14 protein-coding genes are annotated in these 15821 nt (G+C 71.3%); 9 read left to right on the forward strand and 5 right to left on the reverse strand.

The genetic code is table 11. The features are described from left to right. The first annotated feature begins 16 nt into the window (after positions 1-16). The 3 genes from KF708C_RS00290 (at position 17) to cmdF (ending at position 5075) form a co-directional block, all read left to right on the forward strand. On the forward strand, positions 17-2005 hold the full coding sequence (locus KF708C_RS00290) for a sensor histidine kinase (RefSeq protein ID WP_059410379.1): 1989 nt from the start codon (positions 17-19) through the stop codon (positions 2003-2005). Between the two features lie 8 nt (positions 2006-2013). Further along, positions 2014-3330: a sigma-54-dependent transcriptional regulator gene (locus KF708C_RS00295; RefSeq protein WP_029043905.1), complete on the forward strand. Its 1317-nt coding sequence runs from the start codon at positions 2014-2016 to the stop codon at positions 3328-3330. Positions 3331-3461: 131 nt separating this feature from the next. Beyond that, positions 3462-5075 carry a tyrosine 2,3-aminomutase gene (cmdF, locus tag KF708C_RS00300; protein WP_059410380.1) on the forward strand — a complete coding sequence of 538 codons (1614 nt, stop codon included), beginning with the start codon at positions 3462-3464 and terminating at the stop codon, positions 5073-5075. Between the two features lie 79 nt (positions 5076-5154). Here the strand turns inward: cmdF and KF708C_RS00305 are convergent, their stop codons facing one another. The 3 genes from KF708C_RS00305 to KF708C_RS00315 all read right to left on the reverse strand — a co-directional run bounded on the left by KF708C_RS00305 (position 5155) and on the right by KF708C_RS00315 (position 8696). Continuing rightward, the gene (locus KF708C_RS00305) at positions 5155-7203 is read right to left on the reverse strand and encodes an ATP-dependent helicase (RefSeq protein ID WP_197090297.1); all 2049 of its coding nucleotides are present in this window, start codon (positions 7201-7203) and stop codon (positions 5155-5157) included. Positions 7204-7526: 323 nt separating this feature from the next. Then, positions 7527-8084: a TlpA disulfide reductase family protein gene (locus KF708C_RS00310; RefSeq protein WP_059410381.1), complete on the reverse strand. Its 558-nt coding sequence runs from the start codon at positions 8082-8084 to the stop codon at positions 7527-7529. 117 nt (positions 8085-8201) lie between these two features. Next, positions 8202-8696, reverse strand: coding sequence for a thioredoxin fold domain-containing protein (locus KF708C_RS00315; RefSeq protein WP_059410382.1), 495 nt, complete (start codon positions 8694-8696; stop codon positions 8202-8204). Positions 8697-8894: 198 nt separating this feature from the next. Between KF708C_RS00315 and KF708C_RS00320 the strand changes: the two genes are divergently transcribed. The 3 genes from KF708C_RS00320 to KF708C_RS36350 all read left to right on the forward strand — a co-directional run bounded on the left by KF708C_RS00320 (position 8895) and on the right by KF708C_RS36350 (position 10439). Beyond that, positions 8895-9488, forward strand: coding sequence for a hypothetical protein (locus tag KF708C_RS00320; RefSeq protein WP_059410383.1), 594 nt, complete (start codon positions 8895-8897; stop codon positions 9486-9488). Between the two features lie 39 nt (positions 9489-9527). Beyond that, on the forward strand, positions 9528-10178 hold the full coding sequence (locus KF708C_RS00325) for a LysE family transporter (protein ID WP_059410384.1): 651 nt from the start codon (positions 9528-9530) through the stop codon (positions 10176-10178). A gap of 93 nt (positions 10179-10271) precedes the next feature. Continuing rightward, positions 10272-10439, forward strand: a complete 168-nt coding sequence (locus KF708C_RS36350; RefSeq protein ID WP_196812966.1) for a hypothetical protein — start codon at positions 10272-10274, stop codon at positions 10437-10439. A gap of 43 nt (positions 10440-10482) precedes the next feature. Here KF708C_RS36350 and KF708C_RS00330 read toward each other — a convergent pair whose 3' ends face one another. Both KF708C_RS00330 and KF708C_RS00335 read right to left on the reverse strand, forming a co-directional pair. Then, the gene (locus tag KF708C_RS00330) at positions 10483-12027 is read right to left on the reverse strand and encodes a YifB family Mg chelatase-like AAA ATPase (protein ID WP_059410385.1); all 1545 of its coding nucleotides are present in this window, start codon (positions 12025-12027) and stop codon (positions 10483-10485) included. Between the two features lie 169 nt (positions 12028-12196). After that, positions 12197-12460, reverse strand: a complete 264-nt coding sequence (locus KF708C_RS00335) for an accessory factor UbiK family protein (RefSeq protein ID WP_020206861.1) — start codon at positions 12458-12460, stop codon at positions 12197-12199. Positions 12461-12832: 372 nt separating this feature from the next. On the opposite strand from KF708C_RS00335, the gene KF708C_RS00340 reads away from it, so the two are divergent. The 3 genes from KF708C_RS00340 to KF708C_RS00350 all read left to right on the forward strand — a co-directional run bounded on the left by KF708C_RS00340 (position 12833) and on the right by KF708C_RS00350 (position 15614). Next, a complete protein-coding gene (locus KF708C_RS00340; protein ID WP_059410386.1) occupies positions 12833-13642 on the forward strand; it encodes a TorF family putative porin in 810 nt (269 codons plus the stop codon). A gap of 64 nt (positions 13643-13706) precedes the next feature. Continuing rightward, positions 13707-14045 carry a P-II family nitrogen regulator gene (locus tag KF708C_RS00345; protein WP_006159494.1) on the forward strand — a complete coding sequence of 113 codons (339 nt, stop codon included), beginning with the start codon at positions 13707-13709 and terminating at the stop codon, positions 14043-14045. A gap of 30 nt (positions 14046-14075) precedes the next feature. After that, positions 14076-15614 carry an ammonium transporter gene (locus tag KF708C_RS00350; protein ID WP_059410387.1) on the forward strand — a complete coding sequence of 513 codons (1539 nt, stop codon included), beginning with the start codon at positions 14076-14078 and terminating at the stop codon, positions 15612-15614. Positions 15615-15821 lie beyond the last annotated feature (207 nt).

The following is a 15821-nucleotide window of genomic DNA, read 5'->3' on the forward strand; positions in this document are numbered from 1 at the left end:
CCCAACGCATGCGCCGATGCCACATTCCGACGATTTCCTCGCCGTGCATGATCCCGCTTCCGACCGCCTGGTGCACGCGCCGGGCGAGGGCGGCGGGACGCTGCGGGGATTTGCCGCGGCGCTGGCCGCCGGCCTGCTGCTGCTGTGCGCGCTGACCTGGCTGGTCTCGGTGCAGCGCGGCATCGACGCACTGCAGCAGACCACCGCCACGCGCGCCGACCGCTACGCGGCCACGCTGGAAAGCACGCTGGACCGCTACGAGTTCCTGCCCGCGCTGGTCTCGCTCCATCCCTTCGTACACGATCTGCTGGCCGCGCCCGACGATCCCGCGCGCGTGGCGGCGGCCAACCGCTACCTGGCCGAGGTCAACCGGCGCGCGCGCGCCTCGGCCACCTACGTGATCGCCGCCAACGGCATCGCGCTGGCGGCCAGCAACCATGACCTGCCGGGCAGCTTCGTCGGCACCGACTACCGCTTCCGGCCCTATTTCCAGATGGCCGCGCGCGGCCAGGTCGGGCGCTTCTACGCCATCGGCGTGACCAGCGACGAGCCCGGCTACTACATCGCCCAGCCGGTCCGGTCGGGCGGGCGCGTGGTGGGCGTGACGGTGGTCAAGCTCAACCTGGAGTGGTTCCAGCGCGCCGGCGCCGGCGGCACCGAGCCGGTGATGGTGAGCGACGACCACGGCGTGATCTTCCTGTCCTCCGTGCCGGCCTGGCAGTACCGCACGCTGCGCCCGCTGCCGCCGGCGCTGCAGACGGAGCTGGACCGCACGCGCCAGTACCACGGCCAGGCGGTCAGGCCGCTGCCGCTCGAGGCGCTGCAGTCGCCGGTGACGCGCTGGCTCACCCAGGCCGTGCTGCGCGACGGCGCGCGGCTGGTGCGCATCGGCACCGGCGGCGGCGCCGAGCGCTACCTGGAGATCAGCCGCAAGGTCGGCCCGGCCGACTGGACCATGCAGGTGATGGCCGCGCTCGACCCGGTGCTGGCCAGCGCGCGCAACGCCACGCTGGGCGCGGCGCTGGCCTATGCCTGCATGTGCCTGCTGCTGTTCAACTGGCGCCAGCGCCGCCAGCGCGCGCGCGACATCGAGTACGGCCGGCGCCTGCTGGAAGCCGCCTACGACGAACTGGAGCGCCGCGTGGAGGCGCGCACCGCCGACCTGATGGCGATCAACGAGCAGCTCGAGGCCGAGGTGGCCGAGCGCACCCGCGCCGAGAGCGAGCTGCGCGCGGCCCAGGACGAACTGGTGCAGGCCAGCAAGCTGGCGGCGCTGGGCCAGATGGCCGCCGGCATCACCCACGAGCTGAACCAGCCGCTGGCGGCGCTGCGCACGTTTTCCGACAACACGCGCGTGCTGCTCGAGCGCGGCAAGCTGGATGCCGCCACCGACAACCTCGCCGCCATCGCCGACCTGACCGCGCGCATGGGCAAGATCACCGGCCAGCTCAAGCTGTTCGCCGGCAAGGCGCGCCCGCGCCGCCACGCGGTGCCGGTGCGCGCCGCGCTCGACCACGTGCTGGCGCTGATGGCGCCGCGCCTGGGCGCGGTGGCGCTGCGGGTGGAAGGCCTGCAGGCGGCGCCCGGCCCGGCGGTGTGGGCCGACGAGCTCAAGCTCGAGCAGGTGCTGCTCAACCTGCTCGGCAACGCGCTCGACGCGCTGGCCGCCGCCGCGCCCGCGGCGCCCTGCGTCGAGGTGGTGGTCGGCGAGCAAGGCGACACCGTCAGCATCGCGGTGCGCGACAATGGCGGCGGCATCGCCGAAGACGCGCTGCCGCGGCTGTTCGAACCGTTCTTCACCACCAAGGAAATCGGCCAGGGGCTGGGCCTGGGCCTGGCCATCTCCACCTCCATCGTGCGCGAGTTCGGCGGCCAGTTGAGCGCGGCCAACCGCGCCGGCGGCGGCGCCGAGTTCGTGGTGGTGCTGCGGCGCGCGCCCGCGGCGGACGACGCCGGGGCGGTGCCCGCGGCGTCCGACGCCGCTTCCCCTACCCATACCGAGTGAGCATTGCCATGCAAGACGGATTGCGTGTCCTGTTCGTCGAAGACGAACCCCTGGTGCGCCAGGCTACCGCGCAGAGCCTGGAGCTTGCTGGCTTCAACGTGCTGGCGCTGCCTTCGGCCGAAGCCGCCATGCCGCACCTGTCGGCCGAGTTTCCCGGCGTGCTGGTGACGGACGTGCGCCTGACCGGCGCCAGCGGGCTGGACCTGCTGCAGCACTGCCGCAACGCCGCGCCGGGCGTGCCGGTGATCCTGGTCACCGGCCACGGCGATATCACGATGGCCGTGCAGGCCATGCGCGAGGGCGCCTACGATTTCATCGAGAAGCCGTTCGGCGCCGACCGCCTGACCGAGACCGTGCGCCGCGCGCTCGAGCGGCGCGCGCTGGAACTGGAAAACCACGCGCTGCGGCGCGAGCTGGCCGGGCCCGCGGCGGGCACGCGCATCATCGGCCGCTCGCCGGCCATCGAGCAGGTGCGCATGCTGGTGGCCAACGTCGCCGCCACCGACGTGCCGGTGATGATCAACGGCGAGACCGGCACCGGCAAGGAGCTGGTGGCGCGCAGCCTGCACGCGCTGTCCACGCGCCACCAGGCGCCGTTCGTGGCGCTGAACTGCGGCGCGGTGCCGGAGGCCATCTTCGAGAGCGAGATGTTCGGCCACGAGGCCGGCGCCTTCACCGGCGCGGGCAAGCGCCGCGTGGGCAAGCTCGAGCATGCCTCGGGCGGCACGCTGTTCCTCGACGAGATCGAGAGCATGCCGCTGGCGTTGCAGGTCAAGCTGCTGCGCGTGCTGCAGGAGGGCACGCTGGAGCGGCTCGGCTCCAATGCCTCGATCGGCATCGACGTGCGCATCGTGGCGGCGGCCAAGGGCGACATGGAGACGCTGGTGGCCAACGGCACCTTCCGCCAGGATCTGCTGTACCGGCTCAACGTGGTGACGATCCCGCTGCCGCCGCTGCGCGAGCGGCGCGAGGACATCGTGCCGCTGTTCGAGCATTTCATGCTGGTGGCGGCGGTGCGCTACCAGCGGCCCGCGCCGATCCTGTCCGAGCTGCAGCGCCAGGCGCTGATGCAGCGCGCCTGGCCCGGCAACGTGCGCGAGCTGCGCAACGCCGCCGACCGCCTCGTGCTGGGCGTGCCGGAGGGCGGCGCGCGCGCCGACGCGCCGGACGACTCCACGCCGCTCAAGGAGCGCATGGAGCACTACGAGCGCGCGGTGATCGCCGACACGCTGGCGCGCACCGGCGGCGCGGTCAGCCAGGCGGCCGACCTGCTGCAGGTCGGCAAGGCCACGCTGTACGAGAAGATCAAGCGCTACGGCCTGTGAAGGGCCCATGAAGGGCCGCCGGCGGGCCGCGGCCGGCGCCGGCTGCATCTCTTGATACACTCGCGGGCTCTGCATGCCGCGCGGCCCCGCGCCGCCCGGCGTGCCTCCGAACAGCTCATCCGGAACAAGCCATGAACGAGGTATCCCTGGAGGCCGGCGCGACCGTGCGGGTCGACGGACATCAACTGACTGCCGCCGCGGTGGCGCAGGTGGCGCGCGGCGCCGCCGCGCGGCTGGACGACGCGGCGCGCGCGCACGTGGCCGATGCGCGCGCGCGCTTCGAGCAACTGGCCTCGGCCAATATCCCGATCTACGGCGTGTCCACCGGCTTCGGCGAGCTGGTCCACAACTGGGTGGACATCGAACATGGCCGCGCGCTGCAGGAAAACCTGCTGCGCAGCCACTGCGCCGGCGTGGGCCCGCTGTTCGCGCGCGAGGAAGTGCGCGCCATGATGGTGGCGCGCGCCAACGCGCTGGCGCGCGGCTATTCGGCGGTGCGCCCGCTGGTGATCGAGCAGCTGCTGCGCTACGTGGAAGCGGGCATCACGCCGGCGGTGCCGCAGGTCGGCTCGCTCGGCGCCAGCGGCGACCTCGCGCCGCTGTCGCACATCGCCATCACGCTGATCGGCGAAGGCAAGGTGCTGCTGGCCGACGGCGGCACCGCGCCCACCGCGCAGGTGCTGCGCGAGCACGGCATCGAGCCGATCAAGCTGGCCTACAAGGAAGGGCTGGCGCTGATCAACGGCACCTCGGCCATGACCGGCATGTCGTGCCTGCTGCTGGAGACCATGCGCGCGCAGGTGACGCAGGCGGAGATCATCGCCGCGCTGGCGCTCGAAGGGCTGAACGCCTCGGCCGACGCCTTCATGACGCACGGCCACGACATCGCCAAGCCGCACCCCGGGCAGGTGCAGTCCGCGGCCAACATGCGCGCGCTGCTGGCGGGCGCCACGCGCCTGTCCGGCCACGGCGAGCTGGCCGGCGAGATGAAGACGCGCGCCGGCGCCGAGAAGAACACCGGCACCGGCGTGTTCATCCAGAAGGCCTACACGCTGCGCTGCATCCCGCAGGTGCTGGGCGCGGTGCGCGACACGCTGGGCCACTGCGCCGCGGTGGTGGAGCGCGAGCTGAACTCGTCCAACGACAACCCGCTGTTCTTCGACGACGGCGAGCTGTTCCACGGCGGCAATTTCCACGGCCAGCAGGTGGCGTTCGCGATGGACTTCCTGGCCATCGCGGCGACGCAGCTCGGCGTGGTGTCCGAGCGCCGCCTGAACCGCCTGCTGAGCCCGCACCTGAACACCGGCCTGCCGGCGTTCCTGGCGGCGGCCAACGAGGGCCTGAGCTGCGGCTTTGCCGGCGCGCAGTACCCGGCCACCGCGCTGATCGCCGAGAACCGCACCATCTGCAGCCCGGCCAGCATCCAGAGCGTGCCGTCCAACGGCGACAACCAGGACGTGGTGAGCATGGGCCTGATCGGCGCGCGCAACGCGCGCCGCATCATCGACAACAACCAGTACATCCTCGCCGTGGAACTGCTGGCCGCGTGCCAGGCGGCCGAGCTGGCGGGGGCGGTGGCGCACCTGTCGCCGGCCGGGCGCGCGGTGTTCGGCTTCGTGCGCAAGCGCGTGCCGTTCCTGGACATGGACCGCTACATGACCGACGACATCGAGGCCATCGCCGCGCAGTTGCGCGCGGGCGCGCTGGTGGCGGTGGCGCGCGCGGCGGGCGCCGCGGTGCACTGAGGCGCTTGATTAGCGCCGATCTGCGCTGAGATGCGCCGGGATGTGCCGTGATGCGCCGAAATGTGTTGAGGCGCGGCGGCTAGCGCCACATGTCGCGCATCTTGCTGCCGAGGTCCAGCTTCGGCAGCGAAGCCTTGGCGGGGGCCTGCGGCACCGGCGGCGGCTCCGGCCACGCCCGGCTGTGGAACAGCGGCATCACGCGGTTGGGCAGGAAGCGCGTGCGCGAGGCATAGATGTGGCGGTCGCCGAAGCCGCTTTGCTGCTGCACGTAGAAGCGCTGCGGCACCACGATGTCCAGGTGGTCGCGCGCGCGCGTCATGGCCACGTAGAGCAGGCGGCGCTCCTCCTCGATTTCCTCGGTGGTGCCGGTGGCGAGGTCCGACGGCATGCAGCCGTCCACGGCGTTGAGCACGTAGACCGCCTTCCATTCCTGGCCCTTGGCGGAGTGGATGGTGGACAGGATCAGGTAGTCCTCGTCGCGCAGCGGCGCGCCGGATTCGTCGCTCGACGCATCGGGCGGGTCGAGCGTGAGCTCGGTCAGGAAGCGCTCGCGCGAGGCGTAGGTGGCGGCGACGCGCTCGAGCTGCTGCAGGTCGGCGGCGCGCGCGTGGGCGTCGTCGTGCATGCGCTCCAGGTGCGGCTGGTACCACGCCACCACCTGCTCGAAGACCGGCGGCCACGGCGCGGCCGGCGCCATCAGCACGCGCGCCAGCGCGACGAACTCCGGCCACGCCTCGGCCGCGGCCGGCGGCGCCTCGAACGATTCGAGCGCGAACAGCGGCTCGGTGGCGACCTCGATGGCGTCGAGCACGCGCGCGGCGGTCTTGGGGCCCACGCCCGGCATCAGCTGCAGGCTGCGGAAGGCCGCCATGCGGTCGCGCGGATTCTCCATCCAGCGCACCACCGACAGCACGTCCTTGACGTGCGTCGACTCCAGGAATTTCAGGCCGCCGAACTTCACGAACGGGATGTTGCGGCGGACCAGCTCGATCTCGAGCTGCGCGCTGTAGTCGGCGGCGCGGAACAGCACCGCCTGCGAGATCAGCGCCAGCCCGGCCTCGCGCCGCGCCAGGATCTGTTCGGCCACGTAGCGGGCCTGGTCGGCCTCGTCGTTGACCACCACGATGTGCGGCTTCTCGGCCGAGGCGCGCTCGGACCACAGGTCCTTGGTGAAGCGCTCGGCGGCCAGGCCGATCACGGCGTTGGCGGCGCACAGGATGGGCTGCGTGGAGCGGTAGTTTTGCGACAGCGTGACCATGTCCGCCGCCGGCGAGAACCGCGTGGGGAAATCGAGGATGTTGCGCACGGTGGCGCCGCGGAACGCGTAGATGGACTGCGCGTCGTCGCCGACCACCGTGAGGCCGCGCCCGTCCGGCTTCAGGCGCAGCAGGATGGCGGCCTGCAGCGCGTTGGTGTCCTGGTATTCGTCGACCAGCACGTGGTCGAAGCGCGCGCCCATGTCCTGCGCCAGCGCCGGCTCGCCGAGCGCCTGCGCCCAGTAGAGCAGCAGGTCGTCGTAGTCCAGCACCTGCTGCTTCTGCTTGGCCTCCACGTAGCCGGCGAACAGGCCGCGCAGCGCGTCGGCCCACTGGGCGTAGCGCGGGAACCAGTGCTTGAGCACGTCTTCGAGCGGGGCCTGGGTGTTGACCACGCGCGAATAGATCGACAGGCAGGTTTCCTTGCGCGGGAAGCGCGTGGCCTGCGCCGACAGGCCGAGGTCGTGCCGCACCATGTTCATCAGGTCGGCGGCGTCGCCGCGGTCGCTGATGGTGAAGGCGGGCGACAGGCCGAGCGTCTCGGCGTACTCGCGCAGCAGGCGCGCGCCGATGGCGTGGAAGGTGCCCGACCATTGCAGCGCGGCGCGCCCGGCGCCCGAAGCCTGGTTGCCGAGCGCCTGGTCGACGATGCGCTCCACGCGCCGCCCCATCTCGGCGGCGGCGCGCCGCGAGAACGTCAGCAGCAGGATGCGGCGCGGATCGGCGCCGCCCAGCACCAGGTGCGCCACGCGGTGCGCCAGCGTGTTGGTCTTGCCCGAACCGGCGCCGGCGATGATGAGCAGCGGCGAGTGCGCCTCGTGCGTCACGGCGGCGCGCTGTTCGGGATTCAGCTTCGCGAGATGCGGCGGCACTTCCGCGGCGGGCGGCGGCGGCGTGGCGGGCGAAGCCGGAGGGGCGTCGCCGGGAGCGGCAATAGGGGTGGCAGGGGCGGCAGGGGTGGCAGCGGGGGCGGAATCGAGTAGCACGGCAGGAGCCTCTGGGCTGCGGGGGCGCGCATGTGCGCTGCCCGGCATGGGCGGGACGAGGGCGAGAAACGGCTGCCGGTAACTGTATATCTATACAGGCCGCGCGCGCAAGCCGCAGCGTTGCGCGCGTGGCCCTGTCAGCGGGAAACGCTGCGGGAAAGTGCCTGCAAAGGCTGGCGGAGGCGGGGAAAGACGAGAAAGAAGGCGGGTCAGGCGGCCTTGGCCAGCGCGTCGTCGAGCAGCTTGTGCAGCGCGTCCCACTCGGGCTCGCCCACGTAGCGCTTGAGGATGTGGCCGTCCTTGTCGATCACGAAGGTGGTCGGGGTCAGTTGCACTTCGCCGAAGGCCTTGGCGGCGGCGCCGTCGGAGTCCATCGCCACCTTGAACGGCAGCTGGCGCGTCTGGGCATAGTTCATCACGTACATCGGCGGATCGTAGCTCATCGCCACCGCCACGAACTCCAGGCCCTTGCCCTTGAACTTGTCGTAGGTGCGGACCATTTCCGGCATCTCCTTGACGCAGGTGGTGCAGCTGGTGGCCCAGAAGTTGACGAGGTAGACCTTGCCCTTGAGGTCGGCGGTGCTGATCTTCTGGCCCGACAGCAGCGTGAAGGTGGCGGGGGGCGCGGCGTTGGCCGGCGCGATCGCGCGGTAGCCGAAGAAGCCGAGCACGGCGACCAGCACCACGGCGCCGATGACGGGCCACAGCTTGCGCTGGGCGGCGCGGGTGGTCGGGGTGGGCATGGCGGGGGAAGCCGAAGTCGTCATGATGCTTGCCGGCGGGTCAGGGGATAAGCTCCCATTCTACTGCCGCGGCCGAAGCGCTGCCGGAGGCAATTCCGGGCGCGGCCGGGCTGCGGCGATTGGCCGCAGTGCCGGGCGGTGTCAGCGTGGCGCCGCCGCCAGCGCCGCGCGGGCCTGGTCCAGCGCCTGCTCCAGGTAGGCGCCGTAGAAATCCGGCTGCAGGCCTTGCAGCGGCGCGGCCAGCGAGCGGCCGCGGGCGTCGAGGAACAGCACCGTGGGCGCCACCGACACGTTGTGGCTGCGCGCCCAGTCGCGCGCGGTGGTCATGGTGCCGTCGGCATTGCGCAGCGGCGTGGCGGCGGTCATGTCCAGCTCGCGCGCCTCGATCTTGCCGGCGGCGGCCTGCGGGCCGAGATAGTTGCGGCGCACGGTCTCGCAGTAGACGCAGCCGGGCAGGCTGACCAGCACCACCAGCGGCTGGCCCTTGCCGGCGGCGGCCGCGCCCTGCGCGGCGAGGTCGGTGGCGGGCGGCAGGTGGGCGGGCGCGGCCAGCGCGCTCGCGCCGCCGGCGAGCAGGGCGGCACCGAGCAGCACGGCGGCCACGGCATGCCGGGCGCGCGCGCATGGCGGCGGCATCGGGGACGGGGCGTGGGGCAGGCTCGGCATGGCGGGGGCGGGGGGGGGGTGGGGAATGCAAGAATACGCGTTGGCGCGCGGGTTCCCCGATAATAGCGGCTTCCGTCCGTACCCGTGGCGCCGCGCCGGCCCGCGGGCGCGAGACCGCACCATCACGCAGCAGCCGTCCGCAGGACCGTTGCCCTATCCGCCGCCGCGATGCCCCACGCCTGGTTGTCCCGCCTGCCGTCCACGCTGTCCGCCCTTGGCGCGGCCGCCGCCGTCTGCGTGCTCGTCGGCTGCTCGCCGCGCTACGACTGGCGCACCATCCAGTCCAGCGAGGGCGCCTACGCCGCGCTCTACCCGGGCAAGCCGACCGGCGCGGCGCGCGAGGTGGCCATCGCCGGGCGCAAGCTGCCGATGACGATGGACGCGGCGCGCGTCGACGAGACCCTGTTCGCCGTGGGCGTGGTGACGCTGCCCGCCAACGACGCCGCCTTGCGCCAGGCCGCGCTCGAATCGATGCAGGCCGGGCTGCTCGGCAACCTCGGGCCGCACGCGCCCGACGCGGTCAAGACGCGCCAGGTGACGGTGATGTCCGCCGCCACGCCGGCGGTGGCGCTGCCGGGCGTGGAGGTGCAGGTGGCGGCGGTGTCGCCGCAGGACCAGGCGCCGCGCCGGCTGACCGCGCGGCTGGTGGCCTCGGGCGTGCGGGTCTACCAGGCGGTGGTGCTGGAGGCCGGCGACGCCGCGCGCGACCAGCGCCAGGCCGAGCAGGTCGACCAGTTCCTGACGGGTTTCCATCCGTTCTGAGTGCGGGACTGGCGCAACGTTTTTTCAAGGAGTGATGTCATGCGTTGGGAAGTTTGGCTGGCCTATTTCGCGGCCTGTTGGGTGATTGCCGTGTCGCCGGGTTCGGGCGCGGTGCTGTCGATGAGCCACGGCCTGTCCTACGGGCTGCGCAAGACCACCACCACCATCTTCGGCCTGCAGGCGGGGCTGGTGATCATCCTGCTGGTGGCGGGCGGCGGCCTGGGCGCGCTGCTGCTGGCTTCCGAGCACGCCTTCGCCGTGGTCAAGACGATCGGCGCGCTCTACCTGATCTACCTGGGCGTGCAGCAGTGGCGCGCGCGCGTGGAGGACAGCCCGGCCGCCGCCGAGGACGCGGCCGCCGCGCCGCGCGTGGCCGCGCTGAGCCCGCGCCGGCGCTTCGCCACCGGGCTGCTGACCAACGTGACCAATCCCAAGGGCATCATCTTCATGGTGGCGGTGCTGCCGCAGTTCATCGACCCCACGCATCCGCTGGCGCCGCAGCTCGCCATCCTGGCCGCGACCATGTGCGGCGTGGACCTGGTGGTGATGCACGGCTACGCGCTGCTGGCCTCGCGCATGCGCGGCCTGTTCCGCAACGCGCGTGCCATGCGCTGGCAGAACCGCGTGTTCGGCAGCGTGCTGGTGGCGGTGGGCACGGCGCTGTTCTTCGTGCGGCGCCATCCGGCCTGACCGTCGGGCCCGCCCGCGCCGGCCGCATCGCCGCTGGCCCCGGGGTCGCGGGTTTGCTTAAATAGGTGCATTGTTCCGTTGCGGAGTCCAGCCATGCGCAGTCCCTCCCTCTTGCAGGCCCTGCCGTCCGGGCGTCCGTTCCATACCGTGCCGCCGGTGGAGGAGCCCGGGCCGCCGGGGGTGCCGCCCGACCTGCCGCTGCCGCCCGAGGAAGACCCGCCGCCGGCGGAGCCGCCGGTGGCCGTGCCGCCGCGCGGCTGAGGGCATTCGCCCAAGCCCCTCCCAAGGCTTGCTAAAGACCATCTCAAGGCCCGCGCAGCGCGCGCCGGTACTGGATGGCCTCGCCCACATGGCCGGGCTGCAATAGCCCGGCGCCTTCCAGGTCCGCCACCGTGCGGGCGATCTTCAATACCCGGAAATAGGCGCGCGCCGACCACGCCAGCTTGGTCATGGCGGCGCGCAGCATGGCCTGCGCCTCGGGCGCGAGCGGGCAGTGCTCGTCGATCTCGCGGCCGGCCAGGGCGGCGTTGGGTTTGCCCTGGCGCGCCTGCTGGCGGGCGCGCGCGGCCAGTATGCGCTCGCGCACGTCGGCGCTGGCTTCGCCGGGCGGGCCGTCGAGCATGTCCTGCTGGTCCTGGGCGCGCACCTCGACCTGCAGGTCGATGCGGTCGAGCAGCGGGCCGGAGAGCCGGGACTGGTAGCGCTGGACCTGGTCGGGCGTGCAGCGGCAGGGCCGGGACGGATGGCCGAGGTAGCCGCACGGGCACGGGTTCATGGCGGCGACGAACTGGAAGCGGGCCGGGAAGTCGGCCTGGCGGTTGGCGCGCGAGATGGTGACGCGGCCGGATTCCAGCGGCTCGCGCAGGACTTCGAGCACGCGGCGGTCGAACTCGGGCAGCTCGTCCAGGAACAGCACGCCGTGGTGGGCGAGGGAAATCTCGCCGGGCCGGGGATTGCCGCCGCCGCCGACCAGCGCGGCGGCCGAGGCGGTGTGGTGCGGCGCGCGGTAGGGCCGCTCGCGCCAGCGGGCGGGCTGGAAGCCGGCGGTGGTGAGGCTTTGCACGGCGGCCGACTCGAGCGCCTCTTCCAGCGTCATCGGCGGCAGCAGGCCCGGGAAGCGCTGCGCGAGCATCGACTTGCCGGTGCCGGGCGGCCCGACCAGCAGCGCCGAATGCTGGCCCGCGGCGGCGATCTCCATCGCGCGGCGGGCCTGGGCCTGGCCGCGCACGTCGCGCATGTCGGGGCAGTCCGGGCCATTGTCGGCGAGCGCGACCAGCGGTTCGGCGCGCGGCAGGCGGCCGTCGGGCAGCGGCCCAAGGTGAGCGCAGACTTCCAGCAGGGAGCGCGCCGCGTAGACGGTGACGCCGTCGATCAGGGCGGCCTCGGGGGCGTTCTCGGCCGCCACCACGAAGGCGCGCGCCGGCCCGGCGCCGGCGGCCGCGCGCGCGGCGTTGTCGCGCCCGAGGCCCATCGTCATGGCCAGCGCGCCGCGCACCGGGCGCAGCGCGCCGGACAGCGACAGCTCGCCGGCGAACTCGCAGGCGTCCAGCCCGTCGAGCGGGATCTGCCCGCTGGCGGCGAGGATGCCGAGGGCGATGGGCAGGTCGAAGCGCCCCGATTCCTTGGGCAGGTCGGCCGGCGCGAGATTGACGGTGATGCGCCGGTTCGGGAATTCGAAGCGGCTGTTGAGGATGGCCGCGCGCACGCGCTCGCGGCTTTCGCGGACCTCGGTCTCGGCCAGGCCGACGATGCTGCAGGCGGGCAGGCCGTTGGCGAGATGGACCTCGACCGACACCAGCGGGGCTTCCAGCCCGGTCAGGGCGCGGCTGCGCAGCAGGGCGAGGCTCATCGCGGCGCCGCCGGCGTTGCGGAAGTGTTAACGAAAATGGCCGCCGGAGTGCGGCGGCCATCGTGGCGGGTCGGGCTGCGGCCCGGGCTTCCCGGTGTCCCGGCGCGGTCCGGGACCATATTCGGGACGCTATCCGGGACCATGCAGCGGCGGCGGCGCGGCAAGCGCGTCAGCCGGCAGCCGGGGTGTCGGTGCCGCCGGCGGCGCGGCGTTCCAGCTCGAGCACGCGCGCTTCCAGTTCTTCCAGGCGCGCGCGGGTGCGGGCCAGCACCTGCGACTGCACGTCGAATTCCTCGCGCGTGACCAGGTCGAGCTTGGAAAAGCCCTGCGCCATCATGCTGCGCACGTTTTTCTCGATGTCCTTGGCGGGCGAGTTGCGCAGCGCCTCGCTGACCTTGGCCTGGAAGTCGTTGAACAGGTCGGTCGGTTTCATGGTGATTCTCCTTTTGCACCGCGTTGGTGCGAATGATGGGTGGGCGGCTCCGCTCTGCTGCATCGCGGTGCAGCCTCCCGGGGGCGCGGGCAAACGCGGTGCGCACTCGGCACATGCCGCCGGCATGGGCCGATTATCGCGCTTCGCGCGCCGCCGGGAAAGCGCCAGCGCGGCCTGGTAACACCTTTTGACGTGTGGATGCCCTCGCGGCGGTCCGTGGCGGGGGGATTGGGGAGGGATTCAATCTGCACAAAAACCGTGGCCGGCGGGGTCCGTGAGGCTGGCACGGCAGTTGCAGTAATGAAACCAGGAGCCTCGTTTTACATTTATTCAAACACACGAGTACCGAGCCAAAAAAAGGAGAAGAAATCCATGAAGAAGTTGGCCTTTGCAGTCAGCGCCAGTGCAGTCGTGCTTTGCGGTCTTGTTCCCGCAGCTTACGCCCAGAGCACCCCGGACGCGGCGGCCGCCCCCGCCGCCGCTCCCGCCGCTGAAGAAGCCTCGCCGCATACCTTCTCGGCCAACGTGACGCTGGCCAGCGAATATCGCTATCGCGGCCTGATGCAGACCAACCGCCGCCCGGCCATCCAGGGCGGGTTCGACTACGCGCATTCGAGCGGCTTCTACATCGGCAACTGGAACTCGAGCATCAGCTGGCTCGACGACAGCAACCCGGACGTGTCGGCGCCGATCGAGATGGATTTCTACGCCGGCTTCAAGAATACCGTGACCATCGCCGGACTGGAGTGGAACTATGACGCCGGCGTGCTGCAGTACTACTACCCGGGCGACTACCCGAACGGCTACACGCGCCCGAACACGACGGAGCTCTATGTTGGCGCCGGCTACGGCCCGGTGTTCCTGAAGTATTCGCAGTCGATGACCAACCTGTTCGGTTATGCCGACAGCCGCTACAGCTACTACGTGGACCTGAGCGCGAACGTGCCGCTGAACTTCTGGGACCTGACGGCGAACGCGCACATCGGCTACCAGAACGTGAAGCACGTGGACAGCGCCTCGTACACGGACTGGAAGCTGGGCCTGACCAAGGACCTGGGCAAGGGTTTCGCGCTGGCGATCGCGTATATCGACACCAACGCGCACCGCTCGGTCTATACCAATACCTCCGGCCGCTATGTCGGCCGTGCCACGGCCTGGGCTTCGATCACCAAGACTTTCTAAACAAGCGTGAGGTAGGGCGGGCGGCCGGTGCATACTCGGCCGCGCTGCCCAGAGGAGAAATCGGATGAAACTCATCATCGCTGTCATCAAGCCGTTCAAGCTCGACGAGGTGCGCGAAGCGCTCTCCGACGTCGGCGTGTCCGGCATCACCGTGACCGAGGTCAAGGGCTTCGGTCGCCAGAAGGGCCATACCGAGCTGTACCGGGGCGCGGAGTACATCGTCGACTTCCTGCCCAAGGTGAAGATCGAAGTGGCGGTCCCGGACGACGTGGTGGACCGGGCCATCGAGGCGATCGAAAAATCGGCGCGCACCGGCAAGATTGGCGACGGCAAGATCTTCGTCGCCCCGATCGAGCAGGTCATCCGCATCCGCACCGGCGAGACCGGCGGCGATGCGCTGTGACGCACAGCCCAACGACAAGAGGTTAATCACATGAAATCCTGGTTCAAGCGCATCCTGACAACCGGCGCCGTGGCGCTGGCCCTGGGCACGGCCGGCCTCGGCCTGGCCACGCAAGCCGTGGCGCAGGACAAGCCTGCCGCCGAAGCGTCGGCCCCGGCCGCCGCTGCCGCGGCACCCGCGCCCGCGCCCGCAGCGGCCGCGCCTGCCGCACCGGCCGCCGCCGCACCGGCCGCCGCGCCCGAGGCTGCCCCGGCACCCGTGCCCAACAAGGGCGACACCGCCTGGCTGCTGGTCGCGACCGCCTTCGTCATCCTGATGACGCTGCCCGGCCTGGCCCTGTTCTACGGCGGCCTGGTCCGTTCGAAGAACATGCTGTCGGTGCTGATGCAGTGCCTGGTGATCTTCTCGCTGGTGTCGCTGCTGTGGGCCATCTACGGCTACAGCTTCGCCTTCACCGAGGGCAACGCCTTCTTCGGCGGCACCGACCGGCTCTTCATGAAGGGTCTGGTTGCCGACGCCGTGACCGCGACCTTCAGCAAGGGCGTGGTGGTGCCGGAACTGGCCTTCTTCGCCTTCCAGTGCGCTTTCGCGGCGATCACCTGCGGCCTGATCATCGGCGCCTTCGCCGAGCGCGCCAAGTTCTCGGCGGTGCTGGTGTTCGTGGTGCTGTGGTTCACCTTCGCCTACATCCCGATGGCCCACATGGTCTGGTTCTGGCCGGGTCCTGACGCCTACACCGACGCGGCAGCAGGCGCGGCGGCCACGGCCAAGGGCGGCTGGCTGTTCCAGAAGGGCGCGCTCGACTACGCCGGCGGCACGGTGGTGCACATCAACGCGGCCGTGGCCGGCCTGGTGGGTGCCTTCATGTTCGGCAAGCGCATCGGCTTCGGCCGCGAGGCACTGCGTCCGCACAGCCTGACCTTCACGATGGTGGGTGCTTCGCTGCTGTGGTTCGGCTGGTTCGGCTTCAACGCCGGCTCGGGCCTGGAAGCCAACGGCGGCGCCGCGCTGGCCTTCGTCAACACGCTGCTGGCCACCTGCGCCGCGGTGCTGGCCTGGACCTTCGGCGAGTGGATCAGCAAGGGCAAGCCGTCGATGCTGGGCGGTGCCTCGGGCGCCGTGGCCGGCCTGGTGGCGATCACCCCGGCGGCCGGCTTCGTCGGCCCGATGGGCTCGATCGTGATCGGCATCGCCGCGGGCCTGCTGTGCCTGTGGGGCGTGACCGGACTGAAGAAGCTGCTGGGCATGGACGACTCGCTGGACGTGTTCGGCGTGCACGGCGTGGGCGGCATCCTGGGTGCGCTGCTGACCGGCGTGTTCGCCGCGCCGAGCCTGGGCGGCACGGGTGTCTACGACTACGTGGCCAACAAGGTCGCCGACGACTATTCGATCGCCGGCCAGGTGTGGATCCAGTTCGAAGGTGTGCTGACCACCATCGTGTGGTCCGGCGTGGTGGCCTTCGTGGCCTACAAGCTGGTGGATATGCTGATCGGCCTGCGGGTGCCGGAAGAAGAAGAGCGCGAGGGTCTGGACATTACCTCGCACGGCGAGACCGCGTATGAGGCCTGATCGTAAAGGTGTTGTGCTGGAGAGCTGATTGGGAATCTTCTCTCAGGAGTTTCGCCCGGCCTTGTGCCGGGCTTTTTTCATTCTGGTGCCGGCATCGTGGCGGCTTTGGCGCCGAACCTGCCGGCATCGTGCGCCGCTGGCGCCCGGCGGTGCCTTACGCACACTGCCGGCATGGACTTTTCGCCAAGTGCTTAAATCCGATCTTAA

It is taken from the genome of Cupriavidus basilensis (genome assembly GCF_000876015.1).
Taxonomy (GTDB): domain Bacteria; phylum Pseudomonadota; class Gammaproteobacteria; order Burkholderiales; family Burkholderiaceae; genus Cupriavidus; species Cupriavidus basilensis_B.

Bases quoted from the DNA above. Each gene is read 5' to 3' on its own strand.
- KF708C_RS00335 (WP_020206861.1), bottom strand. From the start codon at position 12,460: ATGAAACCGACCGACCTGTTCAACGACTTCCAGGCCAAGGTCAGCGAG.
- cmdF (WP_059410380.1), top strand. From the start codon at position 3,462: ATGAACGAGGTATCCCTGGAGGCCGGCGCGACCGTGCGGGTCGACGGA.
- KF708C_RS00330 (WP_059410385.1), bottom strand. From the start codon at position 12,027: ATGAGCCTCGCCCTGCTGCGCAGCCGCGCCCTGACCGGGCTGGAAGCC.
- KF708C_RS00290 (WP_059410379.1), top strand. From the start codon at position 17: ATGCCACATTCCGACGATTTCCTCGCCGTGCATGATCCCGCTTCCGAC.
- KF708C_RS00310 (WP_059410381.1), bottom strand. From the start codon at position 8,084: ATGACGACTTCGGCTTCCCCCGCCATGCCCACCCCGACCACCCGCGCC.
- KF708C_RS36350 (WP_196812966.1), top strand. From the start codon at position 10,272: ATGCGCAGTCCCTCCCTCTTGCAGGCCCTGCCGTCCGGGCGTCCGTTC.
- KF708C_RS00320 (WP_059410383.1), top strand. From the start codon at position 8,895: ATGCCCCACGCCTGGTTGTCCCGCCTGCCGTCCACGCTGTCCGCCCTT.
- KF708C_RS00345 (WP_006159494.1), top strand. From the start codon at position 13,707: ATGAAACTCATCATCGCTGTCATCAAGCCGTTCAAGCTCGACGAGGTG.
- KF708C_RS00315 (WP_059410382.1), bottom strand. From the start codon at position 8,696: ATGCCGCCGCCATGCGCGCGCGCCCGGCATGCCGTGGCCGCCGTGCTG.
- KF708C_RS00350 (WP_059410387.1), top strand. From the start codon at position 14,076: ATGAAATCCTGGTTCAAGCGCATCCTGACAACCGGCGCCGTGGCGCTG.
- KF708C_RS00340 (WP_059410386.1), top strand. From the start codon at position 12,833: ATGAAGAAGTTGGCCTTTGCAGTCAGCGCCAGTGCAGTCGTGCTTTGC.
- KF708C_RS00295 (WP_029043905.1), top strand. From the start codon at position 2,014: ATGCAAGACGGATTGCGTGTCCTGTTCGTCGAAGACGAACCCCTGGTG.
- KF708C_RS00325 (WP_059410384.1), top strand. From the start codon at position 9,528: ATGCGTTGGGAAGTTTGGCTGGCCTATTTCGCGGCCTGTTGGGTGATT.